Origin of the sequence: Luteibacter jiangsuensis (assembly GCF_011742555.1) — a bacterium.
Classification (GTDB): domain Bacteria; phylum Pseudomonadota; class Gammaproteobacteria; order Xanthomonadales; family Rhodanobacteraceae; genus Luteibacter; species Luteibacter jiangsuensis.
In genome coordinates this window covers 338,820-354,410 of record NZ_JAAQQR010000001.1, presented here as the reverse complement: position 1 = coordinate 354,410, position 15,591 = coordinate 338,820, and the positions used below count along the sequence as shown (strand labels likewise).

Sequence of the window (15,591 nt, the reverse complement as noted above, 5' to 3'; positions counted from 1 at the left end):
ACGATGATTCGACGTTCAACGGAGGTCACGACCATGAAAATCCTCGTCATCGGCGGCACCGGCCTCATCGGTAGCAAAGTGGTGGAGCGCCTGCGCGCGAAGGGCCATGAAGCCATTGCGGCATCGCCGTCCTCGGGCGTGAATACCCTCACCGGGGAAGGACTGGACGCCGCGATGGTAGGCGTCGATGCCGTGCTGGACCTTGCCAATTCGCCTGTTTTCGTGGGGCCGCAGGTGCTCGAATTCTTCGAGACGGCGGGCCGGCACCTTGTCGCGGCCGAAAAGCGGGCCGGCGTTACCCACCACGTGGCATTGTCCGTGGTCGGTGCCGACAGGTTGACCGATAGCGAATATCTTCGCGCGAAGGTGGCGCAGGAACGGATCGTCGCCACATCCGGTATCCCTTACTCCATCATCCGCTCCACGCAGTTCTTCGAATTTCTCGGCGGCATCGCACAGTCCGCCGCCGCGAGCGGCAGCATCACCCTTCCCACCGCCTACATCCAGCCGATCGCGTCGGACGAGGTCGCCGACGCCGTGACCGCCGGCACGCTTGGCAAGCCGGTCAACGGCATCGTGGAGATCGGCGGGCCGGAGAAATTCCCCATGGCCGACCTTGTCGCCCGCTTCCTCAGGATCGTGAAGGACCCGCACGACGTCGTGGGCGACGCGAACGCTCCTTACTTCGGCGCGCGGCTCCAGCCGGATTCCCTGGTCGCGGGGCAGGGTGCGCACCTGGGAAAGATCGATTTCCCGACCTGGCTGAAGACGTCGAAATACGCGCAGTACGCTTCGGCGGCCTGAGAACGCCCCGTCCATGTCCAGGCCGATGCCGCCCCCGGTGTCCTTGCTCGACAGATACAGCGGGGCGGACTTCGCCCCGCTGTACACGGGGACCGTGTGTGTCTCCGGTGGAGAGGCGTCGCACGGGCGTGCCTCTGGCATCGCCCGGTCCAGCGACGGGTGGCTCGACCTTCACCTCAGGTTGCCGCCCGAACTGGGCGGCCCCGGGGGAGGGAGCAACCCGGAGCAGCTTTTCGCCGCCGGTTTCGCCGCCTGTTTCCACGGTGCGCTCAATCTGCTGGCGGCGCGCGAGAGGATCGCCATTCCCGATGCCACGGTGACCGCCGCGGTTACGTTCGGCCGCGATCCGATGGATGGCCTGTTCACGCTCATGGCGCATGTCGTCATCGCCATTCCCGGCGTGCCGCGGCCCGTCGCCGAAGCCCTCGTTCGCAGCACCGAGCGTTTCTGCCCGTATGCCAAGATGGCCCGGCAGGGCATCGAGTGCGTGGTGAGGCTGGAGCACTAAAGCCAAGGCAGGGTGGTGCCTGCCGAATACCTGCCGAAGATGCCAACGGGGCCTACATCCTGGCCGGACTGCTTCTCGTGGGGCTGGTCTGCAACCTGTTCGTTCGCCCGCTGGATCCGAGTGGGCGTGTGGATCGCCCTCCAGAAGGCGGCCGCATTGATCTGACCCTGCCCCCTGCATCTTCGGTACCTGTCACGCCAGGTATCTGACCTGCGTCGCATTCCCTTCGGCCGGTGCGGTTGGCCTACTACTCCGCGCCGGCGCGGAGGACTATGATCCGCTCGCGAGTGGCCTCGAGGGGAGGTGCGCCGCGAGGGCCGGACAGGCTCCGGCCCAAAGGACGGGCAGATGGGGAAGGTCATCGAATTTCTTGCGCGCGTCGGCAGCGACGCGTCGTTGCGTCACGCATCCGCGGACGCGATACGCACCGCGCTGCTGGAGGCCGGCGTCGACGACGTCGCGTTCGGCGCTGCCCTGTCGACGAACGATGGCGACGCTCTTCGTGCCTTGTTTGGCCAGCGGGAGTACGTCAGTTCGCAACTGCCGGACAGTCCCGCGCGCGAAGAGGACCCGTTCGATGGAGAGGACGACGACGACACGGAAGCTCCGCCGGAAAACATCTCCCGCACGCCATCCGCGGATCCCACTGGCTGAAGGCGTGAAAGGCTCCTTGCGCCATGTGTTACCGATGCTCGCCGCCGTGCTGCTGGCGGTTTGCACGGCATCGCACGCGTTGCCGGACGAGTCGGCCGATCCTTCGTCCGCCGACGCGATCCTGGATCGGGCGGACGCCATCAAGATCGCGGATTTCCAGACGTTCGGCCGCCTGGTGGACGATTTGGCGAAGCGCGACGCGAAGCTGGCATCGCTCCAACACTGGAGGCTGCGCTTCCTTCAGGGATGGCGGTACACCTGGATCGGCGACTACGAGAACGGAAGGAAAGCCTTGGAAGAGGTGGCGGACAATGCCACCGACAGCGTGTTGCGCTTCCGCGCGACCGCCACGTTGATCAATCTTCTCGGTGTCGGGCATCGCTACCAGGAAGCCTTCGTGCGGCTTGGCCAGTTGCAAGACCTGATGCCGTCCATTCGCGATCGCAAGGCGCGTTTCCAGGGTCTGGGCGAGGCATCGCAGCTGCTCAGTTCCGCCGGCCAGTTCGAGCAGGCCGAAGCCTATGCGCGCGAGATGATGGACAACCCGCCGCCCGGCCAGACGAACTGCATCGGAGCGCAGCACCTCTTGCGCGCGCAGCGCGAGGCGAATCGCCTCAAGACGCTCGATCCGATGTATATCCGCGCCATCGAGGTCTGCGATGCGACGGGCAACGATGTCTTCGCCGACACGATGCGGGCCGATATCGCTGCCTTTCAGTTAGGCCAGGGGAAGGCGGCGGAAGCGGTGAAGCTGCTCACGGAGTCGCGCGACGGCCTGCGCACGCTGAACTATCCCGCGTTGCTCACGGAATACGACGCCACACTCGCGCAGGCGTATCTGAAGCTGGGCGATCTCGCCAATGCGCGCCGCTTCGGGCTGTCCGCGGTGGCGGGCTCGATCAAGGGCGAGTTCACCGATCCGCGGCGCATGGGGTACTGGGTTCTTTACGAGGTAGAGCGACGCCTGGGCAATGCGCAGGCTGCGCTGAACTACCACGAGGAGTACATGCAAGCCGACAAGGCTTACCTCAACGACGTGAGCGCGCGCAGCCTCGCGTTCCAGATAGTGGACCAGCAACTGCTGGCCCGGAAGGCCGAGGTCGACGCGCTGAACAAACAGAACGAGATCCTTCGCCTCACGGGCGCACTGGACCGGAAGGAAGTGGAAACCGGTCGTCTGTACATCGTGGTGCTGCTCGCCAGCCTCGGTGCGATCGGTTGGCTGCTGTTGTGGTTGCGGCGTTCGCAGTTGCGCTTCATGAAGCTGGCGCGCCGCGACGGCCTCACGGGCATCTGCAACCGGGAGCATTTCGTGGACCAGGCGCAACGCGTGCTCGCCTATGGCGCGCGTTCGGACCGTGGCGCATGCCTGATCCTGTTCGACCTGGATCACTTCAAGGCGGTGAACGACACCTACGGGCACGCGGTAGGCGACGAAGTGCTCAAGCGCGCGGTGGACGTCTGCCGCCGCGCACTGCACGCATGCGACGTGTTCGGCCGTCTGGGCGGCGAGGAATTCGCGGTGCTGCTGCCCGATTGCAGCCCCGCGCAGGCCCGTGCCCGCGCGGAGCAGCTGCGTCTCTCCATTGCGGCCACCTCGGCCACCCAGGCGCGGCCCAACCTCATGGCGACGGCCAGCTTCGGCATCGCAAGCACCACGCAATGCGGGTTCGAATTGCACCGGTTGCTGGTGGTGGCCGACGCCGCGCTGTACCGTGCGAAGCGGGCAGGGCGCAATTGCGTGTTCATGGGCGACACGGGAGACATCCCGGATTCGCCGTACCTGACCGAGGCGCGGGGTTAGGGCGCTGTGGTAGCCGACCCGCTCTGTGTGGGAGCCGGCTCTGCCGGCGATCCCGCGGCAGCGGGCAAGCTTGTCGCGAGCACCCATCGCCGCTTAAGCGGCTTCCACAAAAAAAGGCCGCTTTCGCGGCCTTTCTTCTCAAGCACGTCGCAGCTGGATCAGCGCTGACGGGCCTTGAAACGCGGGTTGCTCTTGCAGATCACGAACACTTTGCCGCGACGGCGAACGACTTTGCAGTCACGGTGACGCGACTTCGCGGACTTCAAAGAGGAAAGCACCTTCACGGCCAGCTCCTGAAACTTTAAGGACAAGGAAAAACGGAATTGTAGCGGGATGTTATGCCGACTGCAAGCTTGCTGTAGGGCGCGAATGGGGGCCGTGTTGTGCCTGGCGAAAAGCGGTCGTACCCGACGCGGGCATAAACGCGCAGGGCGCGCTCCTACGGGCCGAGGCCCAGTTTCGACCGGGCCTCGCGGATGGTGCGCAGGAAGCTGTCCAGGACGGGCGACGTATTGTCCACGCGGGACGCCACCGCCAGCAACAGGTGGGCTTCGGGGTCGTCCACCGGTACGAAGGCCACGCCCTTCAGGTGCACCACACGGAGCGATGCCGGAACCAGGGCCACGCCGAGCCCGGCGGCCACGAGAGGGAGGAGGGAAGGAATCTGCTGGGCTTCCTGGCGGATCTGTGGACGGAAACCGGCCTTGTTGGCCAGCAGTGCCAGCCGGTCGTTCAGGGTGGCCGCCTGGGCGCGGGGCGGGGCCACGAACCGCTCGCCGGCCAGGTCGGCCATGCGCAAGAGCGGCTGCTTCGCCAGCCGGTGGGCCACTGGCAGCGCGATCACCAGCGGCTCGTGGTCGATCACCTCGACATTGAGTTGGCGCGTGTTGGCGACGCCCTCCGGGTGGGCCCGGAGCAGTCCCACGTCGATTTGGCCCGCCAGGATGGCGTCGTACTGGGCGCCGGTGAACATTTCCCCGAGGTGCAGGCTCACACCCGGAACCGCATGGGAAAAGCGGAGCAGGGTCTCGGGCAGCGCCGGATGGAAGGAGACGGATACCGCATAGGCCAGGCGAAGGTGGCCGGTGAACCCGGCCGCCGCCTCGGTCACTACCGTGCGCGCGCTATCGGCCCGGGCGAGGATCGCCTTGGCTTCCGCGAGGAATAGCCGCCCCGGCTCCGTGAGGGCGACCCGGCGGCGATTGCGGTCGAGCAGGCGGACGCCGAGGTCGGCCTCGAGCGACTGGATCTGCTGGGAAAGCGGGGGCTGGGAAATATGCAGGCGTTGGGCCGCCTGGGTGAAGCTGAGGGTCTCGGCGACCTCGACGAAGTAGCGAAGCTGGCGGAGGTCGAACATAGTCGGGTTTCGAATAAGTGAGTGCCGAAATATATATTGGCCGGAATTTCCTAGGAAATCTATGATTCACCTCGACTTGCCACCAACCCCTCCCCCTGGGTCGGCAAGTCCCTCGCCCCGCATCGACGCTAACTACCGGCATCCGGCCTACCTCCCCCCCGAGGCCCATGCTGAGGCGTCCTCTGCGGGGCGACTTCTTTTCTGCGCCAGGAAACCTGTCCGGTCGGCGCGACGCGCTGTAGGAGCGCGCCCTGCGCGCGACAGACTTTCGGCCCGGTTTCGAAGCTTGCGCGCCAGCTCCGGGTTCCGGCCTCAAAAGCTGTCGCGCGCAGGGCGCGCTCCTACGATCGGTCACACCTTCGAAGTGAAATCGCACCCTGTGCCGGCCCGGACCTGCGCCTCGTCCACACCCGGTGCCAGTTCCTTCAACTCCAGGCCGTCCGATCCCACGTCGAACACCGCCAGGTCGGTGATGATCCGGTTGACCACGCCCTTGCCCGTGAGGGGCAGGGTGCATTCGGTGAGGATCTTCGGCGAGCCGTCTTTCGCCATGTGTTCCATGAGCACGACCACGCGTTTCACGCCGGCCACGAGATCCATGGCGCCGCCCATGCCCTTCACCATCTTCCCGGGCACCATCCAGTTCGCGATATCGCCGTCGCAGGTGACCTGCATGGCGCCGAGGATGGAGATGTCGATGTGTCCGCCGCGGATCATCGCGAAGGAGTCGGCGCTGGAAAAATACGATGCGCCGGGGCGGGCAGTGACCGTCTGCTTGCCCGCGTTGATCAAGTCGGCGTCCACTTCGTCCTCGGTCGGGAAGGGGCCGATGCCGAGCAGTCCGTTCTCGGATTGCAGCCAGACGTCGACGCCGTCGGGCAAGTGGTTCGCCACCAGCGTTGGCAGGCCGATGCCGAGGTTCACATAATCGCCGTCGGAGAGTTCCAGGGCGGCGCGCTGCGCCATCTGTTCGCGGGTCCAGGCCATGGTGGGTCTCCTCAGGCGCGCACGGTGCGCTGTTCGATGCGCTTGGACGGCGCGGGATTGTGCACGATGCGATCGACGAAGATGCCCGGCGTATGGACCTGGTCGGGGTCCAGCTCGCCCACCTCCACCATGATCTCCACCTCGGCGATGCAGACCTTGCCGGCCGTGGCCACCATCGGATTGAAGTTGCGCGCCGTCTTCCTATAGACCAGGTTGCCCGAGGGGTCGGCCTTCCACGCCTTCACCAGCGCCACGTCGGCCACGATGGAGCGCTCCATCACGTACATGTGTCCGTCGAATTCGCGCGTTTCCTTGCCTTCGGCCACCTGGGTGCCGTAGCCGGTGCGGGTGAAGAAGGCGGGGATACCGGCGCCGCCGGCGCGCAGCTTCTCCGCGAGCGTGCCCTGCGGAGTGAACTCCACCTCCAGTTCGCCCGCGAGGAACTGTCGTTCGAATTCCTTGTTCTCGCCCACGTACGACGAGATCATCTTGCGGATCTGGCGGGTCGCCAGCAGCTGGCCCAGGCCCACGCCGTCGATGCCGGCGTTGTTGGATACGGCGGTGAGGCCGGTGACGCCGGAGTCGCGCAGCGCCTCGATCAGCAGTTCCGGGATGCCGCAGAGGCCGAAGCCGCCAACGGCGACGGTCTGCCCGTCGGCCACGAGACCGGCCAGTGCCTCGCGGGCGCTGGCGACGCGTTTGTCGCGGGACCGCGACTTCACCTGGTTCATGCGCAACGATTCCTTCCTGGCGGTGCCGCCGCCGGTTCGCCGCCCATCATAGCCGAGCCCAGGAAAAGCTCTCGCCGCAGTGCGGGAAACTTGCAAGAACCCTCGCCGTGTTGGCGCTTTGATGGCGAACGTCGCATCCTCACCTCTTCCCCAAACCGGAGTACCGCCCGTGAGCAAGCAGAAGATCGGCGTGATCGGCATGGCCGTCATGGGGCGCAACCTTGCCTGGAATATCGAAAGCCGCGGTCACGCGGTATCCATTTTCAACCGCAGCCGCGAGAAAACGGACGAAGTGATGGCCGCCAGCCCCGGCAGGAAGCTGGTGCCCTCGTACACACTCGAGGACTTCGTGGATTCCCTGGAAAAGCCGCGCCGCATCCTGCTCATGGTGCAGGCCGGCGCGGGTACGGACGCCGTGATCGAACAGCTGCGCCCCCTGCTGGACAAGGGCGACATCCTGATCGACGGCGGCAACACCTATTACAAGGACACCGTGCGGCGCGGCGACGAGCTGGCCGCCGACGGTCTGCACTTTATCGGCACCGGCGTCTCGGGTGGCGAGGAAGGCGCGCTCAAGGGCCCCTCCATCATGCCCGGTGGCCCCCGCGACGCTTACGACCTGGTGGCGCCCATCCTCACCGAGATCGCGGCCCGGGCGCCGGACGGCGAGCCCTGCGTCATCTACATTGGCCCCGGCGGCGCGGGCCACTACGTGAAAATGGTGCACAACGGCATCGAGTACGGCGACATGCAACTGATCGCGGAAAGCTACGCGGTGCTGAAGCACGTGGCGGGGCTCTCGAACGAGGAGCTTGCCGACGTCTACAGCGAATGGAACGAGGGCGAACTGGACAGCTTCCTGATCGAGATCACCTCGAAGATATTCCGCCGCAAGGACGAGAAGAGCGACAAGATGCTGGTGGACATGATCCTCGACCGCGCCGCGCAGAAAGGCACGGGCAAGTGGACTAGCCAGAGCGCGCTGGATCTCGGCGTGCCGTTGACCCTCATCACCGAATCGGTGTTCGCGCGCGTGCTTTCCTCGATGAAGGACGAACGCGTCGCCGCCAGCCGCCAGCTGGCCGGACCGAAGGCGGAAGCCTTTGCCGGTGACCGCAAGGCATTCGTCGAATCGGTGCGGCGCGCCCTGTACATGAGCAAGATCATTTCCTATGCCCAGGGTTTCGCGCAGTTGCGCGCAGCGTCGGACGAGAACCGCTGGGACCTCGATTACGGCGGCATTGCGAAGATCTTCCGCGCCGGCTGCATCATCCGCGCGCGCTTCCTGCAGAAGATCACCGATGCGTATCGCAACGACGGCGCACTGAAGAACCTGCTGCTGGACCCGTATTTCCGCGACGTGGCGCAGTCGTACCAGGCCGCCCTGCGCGAGGTGGTGGGCGAGGCCGTGCGCGTGGGTGTGCCGGTGCCCGGCTTTTCGGCCGCCGTCGCCTACTACGACAGTTACCGGGCGGAGACCTTGCCTGCCAACCTCATCCAGGCACAGCGTGACTTCTTCGGGGCACACACCTTCGAGCGGGTGGACGAGAAGGGCAGCTTCCACGCGGAATGGGCGCCATAGGCGCCCCGGGACCCGGACGACTTACAAGCGCGTTGCACGGATATGGCGGCCGCATTTCAGGGAACTATTAAATTTTCGCCCATGTCGAATCCCGTGAAGCAGGTCAGCCACGGGGTGCTAGCGCTGTAAGGACCCTCCCTTTAGAGTTGGCGGACCGGCAGCAGGCCAGGGGTCGGCGTTCATGCCGTGTCCAACGAGGGAGTACGTTGTTCCATGCCTAGAAGTTCCCTGATCGCCGCCACGGCGCTCGCGGTCGCGCTGGCCGGCTGCACGACGCTGCCACAGCCGCGCGACGACGGATCGCTGCAGCGCGAGGCGCTGGCCGGCACCGAGAAGCCCGCTCCGCGTCCCTTGACGCTCCCCGACTCCAATCCGCCGGTGCAACCGGCGGCCGCGCCGGACATCACCACGGGCACGGGCGAATTCGTGAAACCCGTGGGCCTTGCCAAGCCCAAGCCGGTGGCGGCAGGGGCGGGCACGGTCACCTTCAATTTCGAAAACCAGCCGGTGGAATCGGTGGTCAAGGCGATCCTCGGCGACCTGCTGCACGAGAATTACTCGATCGTTCCGGGTGTGCAGGGCAATGTGTCGTTCTCCACCTCGCAGCCGGTCACCAGCGAGCAGGCCCTCCCGATCCTGGAAACGCTCCTGTCCTGGACGGGCAACGCGCTGGTGCAGACCAACGGCCGTTACGTGGTGATGCCGGCCAAGGACGCGGTGGCTGGCAACCTCGTGCCCAGCATCGGGGCCGCGGCACCGCCTGGCGGCCTGCAGGCGCGCCTGTTCCCTCTGCGCTTCATCTCGGCCACCGAGATGCAGAAGCTCATCAAGCCGTTCGCGCGGCCGGACGCCACCTTGCTGGCCGACCCCACGCGCAACGTGCTGGTGATGGCGGGCACGCCCTCCGAACTGGACAACTACGAGCGCACGGTGAAAACCTTCGACGTCGACTGGCTGCGCGGCATGTCGGTCGGCGTGTTCAGCCTGCAGCGCGCGGAAGTGAAGGAGCTCACGCCTACGCTCGACAAGTTGTTCGGCGAAAAGGGCAACACGCCCATGGCGGGATTGCTGCGCTTCATTCCCATCGAGCGCACCAATTCGCTCGTGGTCATCAGCCCGCAGCCCGCGTACCTGGAAGAAGTGCGCAGCTGGATCGACCGCATCGACCGCGGCGGCGGCAACGAACCTCAGCTGTACGTCTACGACGTGCGCAACGTGCAGGCGTCCGACCTGGCCCAGTACCTCTCCGATATCTACGGCGGTGGTTCCGGCGGCAGCCGTTCCGGTGACAACGGCGGCCGCGTGGGCCCCGGGTTGAGCTCCGGCACGCTTGGCGGCGGCGACAACGACCTCGGCAACCGTGACGGTTCCGGGCTGGGCAGCACGACGGGTGCGTTCGGGAACAGTTCGTCCTCGGGCTCCAGCCTGCTGAACACCACGAACAACAACGGCCTCAACGGCTCGTCCTCGGGCATGAACGGCGGTTCGGCGTTCGGCTCCTTCGGCTCGAACGGCGGCGGCAGCGGATTCGGCGACGATTCTTCCTCGCGCCGCCAGCATAGCGGACCCGTGACCACCGACGAAGGCGTGCGCATCACCTCGGTGGACTCGAACAACCAGCTGATGGTGCGCTGTCGCCCGTCGCAGTGGTCCGAGATCGAGCAGGCGATCAAGCGTCTCGATGCCGTGCCGCTGCAGGTGCAGATCGAAACGCGCATCCTCGAGGTGGCGCTGACCGGGCAGTTCCAGTTCGGCGTGCAGTGGTACCTGGAGGGGTTGGTTGGCGGTACGAACGGTAGCGTCGGTCAACCGGGCAATAAGCAGCAATGGGCGCTGGGCGACGGCGGAAACACGTTCACTCAAGGTCAGAGCGCGTTCTTCTATTCCTTTGTGAACAACGAGCTTTCCGTCGCGCTGAAGGCGCTCGAAACCAGCGGAAACACAAAGACGCTATCTGCCCCGTCCCTGGTGGTCCTGAACAACCAGAAGGCGCACATCCAGGTCGGCGACCAGATTCCCATCACGCAGACCTTCGTCAACACCAACGCCAACACGGACAACACGATCGGCCAGGTGGAATACAAGGACACCGGTGTGATCCTCAATGTTCGCCCGCGCGTGAACCCGGGCGGCCTCGTGTACCTCAACATCAACCAGGTGGTGAGCGCACCGGGCCAGAGGGACGCGGCCACGAACAACTTCCCCATCCAGCAGCGCGAGGTCGCCACGCAGGTAGCGGTGCAGAGTGGCCAGACAGTGCTCCTGGGCGGTCTGATCAAGCAGCAGGAAGGAGTGACGGATACAGGCATTCCCGGGCTCAATCGCATTCCTGTCATCGGTCGCCTGTTCGGTTCCACCACGCGCAACCGCGACCGCACGGAGCTCATCGTGCTGATCACGCCGCGCGTCATCACGAACGGCAACGAAGCGAAGCAGGTTACAGACGAGTACCAGCAGAAGTTCGAATCGTTGCGTCCGTATCGTGGCGAAGCAAGGCTGGGCAGCGGCGAACCCACGGTGACGGTGCCGCTCAACAAGCCCTGACCTATGTGGGAGCCGCTTCAGCGGCGATGGGTGCTCGCGAGAGTGCCCGCTGCCGCGGGATCGCCGGCATAGCCGGCTCCCACAGGCGGGCCTAGGTGGCTCCGACGTGTTTCTCAATGACCCAGCGGACTAGGGTAACTCACCTTCGGCCGGTACGGTTGCACCGAGTTGCCGAGGTTCGGCCCCATGCGGTTGCGAAGGCCGCTGGCGTTGTAGAGGCCGAGCGTGTTGCTCGGCCTCTGGGCAGGGTCGGCTTGCAGGGTGGCTGCCGGGGGTGATGGCGTGGCCGTCATCATTTGCGTGAGACAACCGTACGACAGACCCGACGACGAACCCGATGCCGGTGCGACGCACCCGCTTTCCGCCGACGCATGAACGGCCGGCAGGTCCACGACCTGCGCGGCGACGGCGACAGGCGCCGCGATCAGCACGACTCCCACGATGCCGGACCGGATATCCATCGGTTTTCTCCGTAGCGCCCGTGCAAGACATATCACGTAACCGGTTGCAGCCGCACGTGAAGGCGCTTCTGTCATGGCGCTGTCATTAATCATGTCACGGCTCTTGCGCCGTTCTGTCATCCGGCGCGCCTAGCCTTCCCCCGAAAGACGAGGTCCCGTACCGCTCGCGCGAGAGGAATGAACGTGACACGCAGCGTCGTCGCGCTCGTCGCGTGCATGGTCCTCTTCGCGCCCATGGATTGCGCGGCGGGGGTACAGGTTGCCACGGAACAGCCACAGGGGTCGGAAGGAGCGTATGCGCCCAGGCGCTTCGACATCGAAGCACAAGCTCTCGCCTCGGCCCTGCGCGCCTTCAGCGAGGCGTCGGGCACCGCCGTGCTTTTCGACGATGCCCTCGTCGCGGACCGCCAGACGCAGGGCCTTCACGGCGAGGCGTCGCCACGCGACGCGCTGCGCATCCTTCTCGCCGGCACGGGTCTCGAAGCCCGGTTCTCGTCCGTGAACGCCGTTACCGTTACGTTGCAGCCACCCCCGGCTGCCGACGCCGCGCCGGTGCCCGACGCGGACCCCCAGGCGGCCATGCTCGACAACCGCGCCGCGGGCGTCCTGCAATCGGCGATCGAACGCGCCCTCTGTGCCCGCTCCTCGACACGGCCCGGCTCGTTCCGCCTTGCCATGCAGCTGTGGATAGACACCACTGGAGCCGTGGAAAAGGCGGCGGCACTGGCTCCGTCGGACCAGCCGTCGAGGGACGACGAGGTGCTCGCGGCGGTACGAACCGTGCGCCTGCCCGATGCCTTCCATCGTTTCAGCCCCGTGACGGTCCTGCTCGTGCCGAGCGGTGCCCGTTCCGTCCCCTGCGGGGCGACGCACGAACGGGAGGGTTGACCGTGGAAACCACGCTGCTCGGCACCTTCCTCGACAATTACGAAGACTTTCGCCGGCGTCTGCGGCGTCGGCTGCGCTCCGACGACATCGTGGACGACGTGTTGCAGGAGACCTACCTGAAGGTGGAACGGCTCGCACCGCTTCCGGTGAATCCCACCGCGTATCTCTTCCGTATGGCGCTGAACCTGGCGGTGGATCACCACCGCGGTTCCGGTCGCCTGCTGACCGGCGTGGAGGTGGAGGAACTGCTGCATGGCGTGGACGACCCCACCGACCCGCCCACGGTACTGGCCTCGCGCCAGGATCTGGAGGCGCTCGGCGCGGCGCTCGACACCCTGACGCGCCGCCAGCGCGAGATCCTCGTCGCGGCCCGGGTCGACGAGTTGCCGCATGCGGATATCGCGGCACGTTACGGCATTTCGGTGCGCATGGTCGGCAAGGAATTGAGGAAGGCCCTTGAGACCTGTGCCACAAAAGTGGGACGCCGTTCGTTCCAACGGTTCGGTCCCGGTGCGGGCGATCCGTCTTGAGCGGTATGGGAACGACCAGCACCAATGAAAGCGAGCGTCAGGCGAGGGCCTGGCTCGTCCACCTGACCTCGGGCACGGCCACGCGCGAGGACGGAGAGGCGTTCCGTCGCTGGTGCCTTTCCGACGCGCGGCACGCGGAGGCATTCGCACGGGTGCGCAGCATCTGGGACCAGCTGGGTCCCGCCATCGCCGAGCGCGACCGAGCGGTCCGGAGCGTGCGGGCGGTTCCGCGCCATGGTGTGCGCATGGGACGGCGCGTTTTCCTGGCGACGGCGGTAACCGCGTCGGTGGCGGCAGTGCTGGTCGGTCGCTACGGCCTTGATCTGGGAAGGGACGGCGACGGTGCGGAACGCCTGCACACGGCCGTAGGTGAGCAACGCCGGGTCGAGGTGGTTTCCGGCGTGGTCGTCGAAATGAATACGGGCACCGACATCGGCTTGCACAGAACCGGTGACGTCGTCACTGGCCTGCGCTTGCGCCGCGGCGAAGCGGTCGTACGCATCGAAGCTTCGCGAAGGACGCCGTTCCTCGTCCAGGTGGCCGATGCGCGGCTGGATTCCAGTCCGGGCTCTTCGTTCGCCGTGCGCTGCATCGACAGCGAATCGGCGGTGACCTGCATGGACGGCACGACGGTCCTTTTGCGCGGCGGCACGCAAACGCTCGTGAAGCCGTCGCAGCAGGTGGCTTTCGACGATCAGGGGCAGGCGCCCGCGATAGCGGTGAATCCGGCTACCGCGCTGGCATGGCGCGACCGCGTGCTGATCTACGACAACCAGCCGCTGGCGGACGTGGTGGCGGACATCAATCGTTATCGCCCCGGACGCATCGTGATCACCGACCGGGCGCTGGCCGAGCGCCGCGTCCATGCCCGCTTCACCCTCGACCAGATGGCCGATGTCGCCACGCTGATCGAAGACGCCTATGGCGCGCATGCGACCCATCTTCCCGGCGGCTGGGTGCTATTGAGCTGAGTCTGTTCCGAGCCTGGCGGCGCGTTCGGTGAATTTTTTGTGACACCGGTTCAGTGCCACCCGTGCCCATGCGTCTTGTGGGCAAACGGAACAGCAGGGGATCGAGCGTGCAAGCACGAGCAACAGGGGTGGATGCATGAGGCGTGTTTTCGCCCGCCGCGGGCCGCATGCGCTTGCGCTGGCCGTATGCCTTGGCCTCGCTGCGAATGTATCGGCGCAGGATGCGCCTGCATCGTTCGACGTCAACGAATACGTTGTCGATGGCAATACCACGCTGCAGCCGCTGGACATCGAGACGGCGGTCTATCCGTATCTTGGTCCGGGCAAGACGATGTCCGACGTGACCGCGGCCCGGGATGCATTGCAGAAGGCCTACCAGGCACACGGCTACCAGTCGGTGGTGGTGGACCTGCCGCAGCAGCAGGTGAAGGGCGGCGTCATCCGCTTCCAGGTGACCGAGAACGTCATCGGCCGCGTTCGCGTCGAAGGCGCCACCTATCGTTCGCCCAAGGATATTCGCGAGGCGGTGCCCGCCTTGCGCGAGGGCGAGGTTCCGGATTTCCGTGAGGCGCAGCAGCAGCTTACCGACGTGAACCGCCACAGCGGCGCGCAGGTCTTGCCCGTGCTCACGCCCGGCAAACTGCCGCAGACGATGGACGTGACCCTGAAGGTGACGGATGCCTCGCCGCTGCATGCGAGCCTGGAGGTCAACAACGACCACAGCGTGAATACACCCGAGTTGCGCACCGTGGCCAGCGTGCGCGACGACAACCTTTTCCAGAAAGGCCAGGCCGCCTCGCTCACCTATATCGTGGCGCCGCAGGACCGCAACGCTGCCGAGGTGTGGGCCGGTTCGTACCTGGTGCCACTCGGCGGCGAGTGGAGCCTGCTTGCCTCGGGCTATAAGTCGAACAGCAATGCGAACGCAGTGGGCGGCACCACGGTGCTCGGCAAGGGCAACGCGTTCGGCTTCAGTCTCGTGCGCACGCTCGCGACGCATGGTGAGTATTCGCAATCGCTCTCGATGGGTCTGACGCGCAAGCATTTCGACCAGAACATCCGCCTGGGCGAACAGACCTCGAAAGCGCCGATCACGTACATCCCCGTCAACGTTACCTACCAGGGGCAGTCGATCGGCGAACGCTCGTCCAGCACCATCGCCATCGGGGGCACGCTCGGATTCCGCGCAGGCGGCAGCAGCGCGGCGGATTTCGACAACCAGCGGTACAAGGCCCGGGCCAATTTCTTCTATGTGAAGGTCGACGGCGGCCATACCCGCACGCTGGACAGCGGCTTCACGCTGGCCGGTCGCCTGGGCTTGCAGCTGTCCAATTCTTCCTTGATCTCGAGCGAGCAGTACGCGGCCGGCGGCGAGAGCACCGTGCGCGGTTACCTCGAAGCCGAGCAGACGGCCGACCACGGTGCCATCGGCTCACTGGAACTGCGCTCACCGTCGATCGCCTCGCACCTCGGCGACTGGGTGAACGACCTGCGCCTGCATGCCTTCGTCGATGCCGCGCACCTCGTGCTGATGAACGCGTTGCCCAGTCTCATCGATCCGGCGAAACCGGAGGCCGGAAGCACGCGCGTGAGCAGCTACAACCTATCCAGCGCGGGTCTCGGCACGCGCTTCCAGATTTTCAACATCGCCACCGGCGCATTCGAGGTGGCCTATCCGTTCAAGGACGGGCAGGCCACGCGAGCCCACGACACGCGTATCCATTTTTCGCTCAAGGCAGACCTCTGACCGGCAGGTCGGACTTTCAGACA

Annotated in this window: 15 protein-coding genes; 10 read left to right on the top strand and 5 right to left on the bottom strand. The window is 65.9% G+C overall.

Annotated elements, in window-relative coordinates:
- Positions 1-33: 33 nt before the first annotated feature.
- The 4 genes from HBF26_RS01410 to HBF26_RS01395 all read left to right on the top strand — a co-directional run bounded on the left by HBF26_RS01410 (position 34) and on the right by HBF26_RS01395 (position 3,770).
- The gene (locus HBF26_RS01410; protein WP_167122343.1) at positions 34-804 is read left to right on the top strand and encodes an SDR family oxidoreductase; all 771 of its coding nucleotides are present in this window, start codon (positions 34-36) and stop codon (positions 802-804) included.
- Positions 805-817: 13 nt separating this feature from the next.
- On the top strand, positions 818-1,312 hold the full coding sequence (locus HBF26_RS01405; RefSeq protein ID WP_167122341.1) for an Ohr family peroxiredoxin: 495 nt from the start codon (positions 818-820) through the stop codon (positions 1,310-1,312).
- Between the two features lie 348 nt (positions 1,313-1,660).
- Positions 1,661-1,966 (top strand): hypothetical protein, encoded by a 306-nt coding sequence (locus tag HBF26_RS01400; protein ID WP_167122339.1) that lies wholly within the window; start codon positions 1,661-1,663, stop codon positions 1,964-1,966.
- 25 nt (positions 1,967-1,991) lie between these two features.
- Positions 1,992-3,770 (top strand): GGDEF domain-containing protein, encoded by a 1,779-nt coding sequence (locus HBF26_RS01395; protein WP_338039619.1) that lies wholly within the window; start codon positions 1,992-1,994, stop codon positions 3,768-3,770.
- A gap of 158 nt (positions 3,771-3,928) precedes the next feature.
- On the opposite strand, the gene ykgO is transcribed toward HBF26_RS01395, so the two are convergent.
- The 4 genes from ykgO to HBF26_RS01375 all read right to left on the bottom strand — a co-directional run bounded on the left by ykgO (position 3,929) and on the right by HBF26_RS01375 (position 6,845).
- Positions 3,929-4,054, bottom strand: a complete 126-nt coding sequence (gene ykgO / locus HBF26_RS01390) for a type B 50S ribosomal protein L36 (protein ID WP_029213509.1) — start codon at positions 4,052-4,054, stop codon at positions 3,929-3,931.
- A 155-nt stretch (positions 4,055-4,209) separates the two neighbouring features.
- Positions 4,210-5,127 carry a LysR substrate-binding domain-containing protein gene (locus HBF26_RS01385; RefSeq protein WP_167122335.1) on the bottom strand — a complete coding sequence of 306 codons (918 nt, stop codon included), beginning with the start codon at positions 5,125-5,127 and terminating at the stop codon, positions 4,210-4,212.
- A 351-nt stretch (positions 5,128-5,478) separates the two neighbouring features.
- Positions 5,479-6,114, bottom strand: coding sequence for a CoA transferase subunit B (locus tag HBF26_RS01380; protein ID WP_167122333.1), 636 nt, complete (start codon positions 6,112-6,114; stop codon positions 5,479-5,481).
- Between the two features lie 11 nt (positions 6,115-6,125).
- Positions 6,126-6,845: a CoA transferase subunit A gene (locus tag HBF26_RS01375; protein ID WP_167122331.1), complete on the bottom strand. Its 720-nt coding sequence runs from the start codon at positions 6,843-6,845 to the stop codon at positions 6,126-6,128.
- A gap of 169 nt (positions 6,846-7,014) precedes the next feature.
- Here HBF26_RS01375 and gnd point away from each other — a divergent pair, with 169 nt between their 5' ends.
- Complete coding sequence (gene gnd / locus HBF26_RS01370) at positions 7,015-8,427, top strand: NADP-dependent phosphogluconate dehydrogenase (protein ID WP_167122329.1); 1,413 nt, start codon at positions 7,015-7,017, stop codon at positions 8,425-8,427.
- A 213-nt stretch (positions 8,428-8,640) separates the two neighbouring features.
- Positions 8,641-10,971: a type II secretion system secretin GspD gene (gene gspD / locus HBF26_RS01365; RefSeq protein ID WP_167122327.1), complete on the top strand. Its 2,331-nt coding sequence runs from the start codon at positions 8,641-8,643 to the stop codon at positions 10,969-10,971.
- A 113-nt stretch (positions 10,972-11,084) separates the two neighbouring features.
- On the opposite strand, the gene HBF26_RS01360 is transcribed toward gspD, so the two are convergent.
- Positions 11,085-11,432 carry a hypothetical protein gene (locus HBF26_RS01360; RefSeq protein ID WP_167122325.1) on the bottom strand — a complete coding sequence of 116 codons (348 nt, stop codon included), beginning with the start codon at positions 11,430-11,432 and terminating at the stop codon, positions 11,085-11,087.
- Positions 11,433-11,615: 183 nt separating this feature from the next.
- Here HBF26_RS01360 and HBF26_RS01355 point away from each other — a divergent pair, with 183 nt between their 5' ends.
- The 4 genes from HBF26_RS01355 to HBF26_RS01340 all read left to right on the top strand — a co-directional run bounded on the left by HBF26_RS01355 (position 11,616) and on the right by HBF26_RS01340 (position 15,568).
- Entirely contained in the window at positions 11,616-12,320 is a 705-nt protein-coding gene (locus HBF26_RS01355; RefSeq protein ID WP_167122323.1) for a secretin and TonB N-terminal domain-containing protein, read from the top strand.
- 2 nt (positions 12,321-12,322) lie between these two features.
- Complete coding sequence (locus HBF26_RS01350) at positions 12,323-12,850, top strand: RNA polymerase sigma factor (protein WP_338039611.1); 528 nt, start codon at positions 12,323-12,325, stop codon at positions 12,848-12,850.
- Positions 12,851-12,855: 5 nt separating this feature from the next.
- Positions 12,856-13,821, top strand: a complete 966-nt coding sequence (locus HBF26_RS01345) for a DUF4880 domain-containing protein (protein WP_167122319.1) — start codon at positions 12,856-12,858, stop codon at positions 13,819-13,821.
- 136 nt (positions 13,822-13,957) lie between these two features.
- A complete protein-coding gene (locus tag HBF26_RS01340; RefSeq protein WP_167122317.1) occupies positions 13,958-15,568 on the top strand; it encodes a ShlB/FhaC/HecB family hemolysin secretion/activation protein in 1,611 nt (536 codons plus the stop codon).
- Positions 15,569-15,591 lie beyond the last annotated feature (23 nt).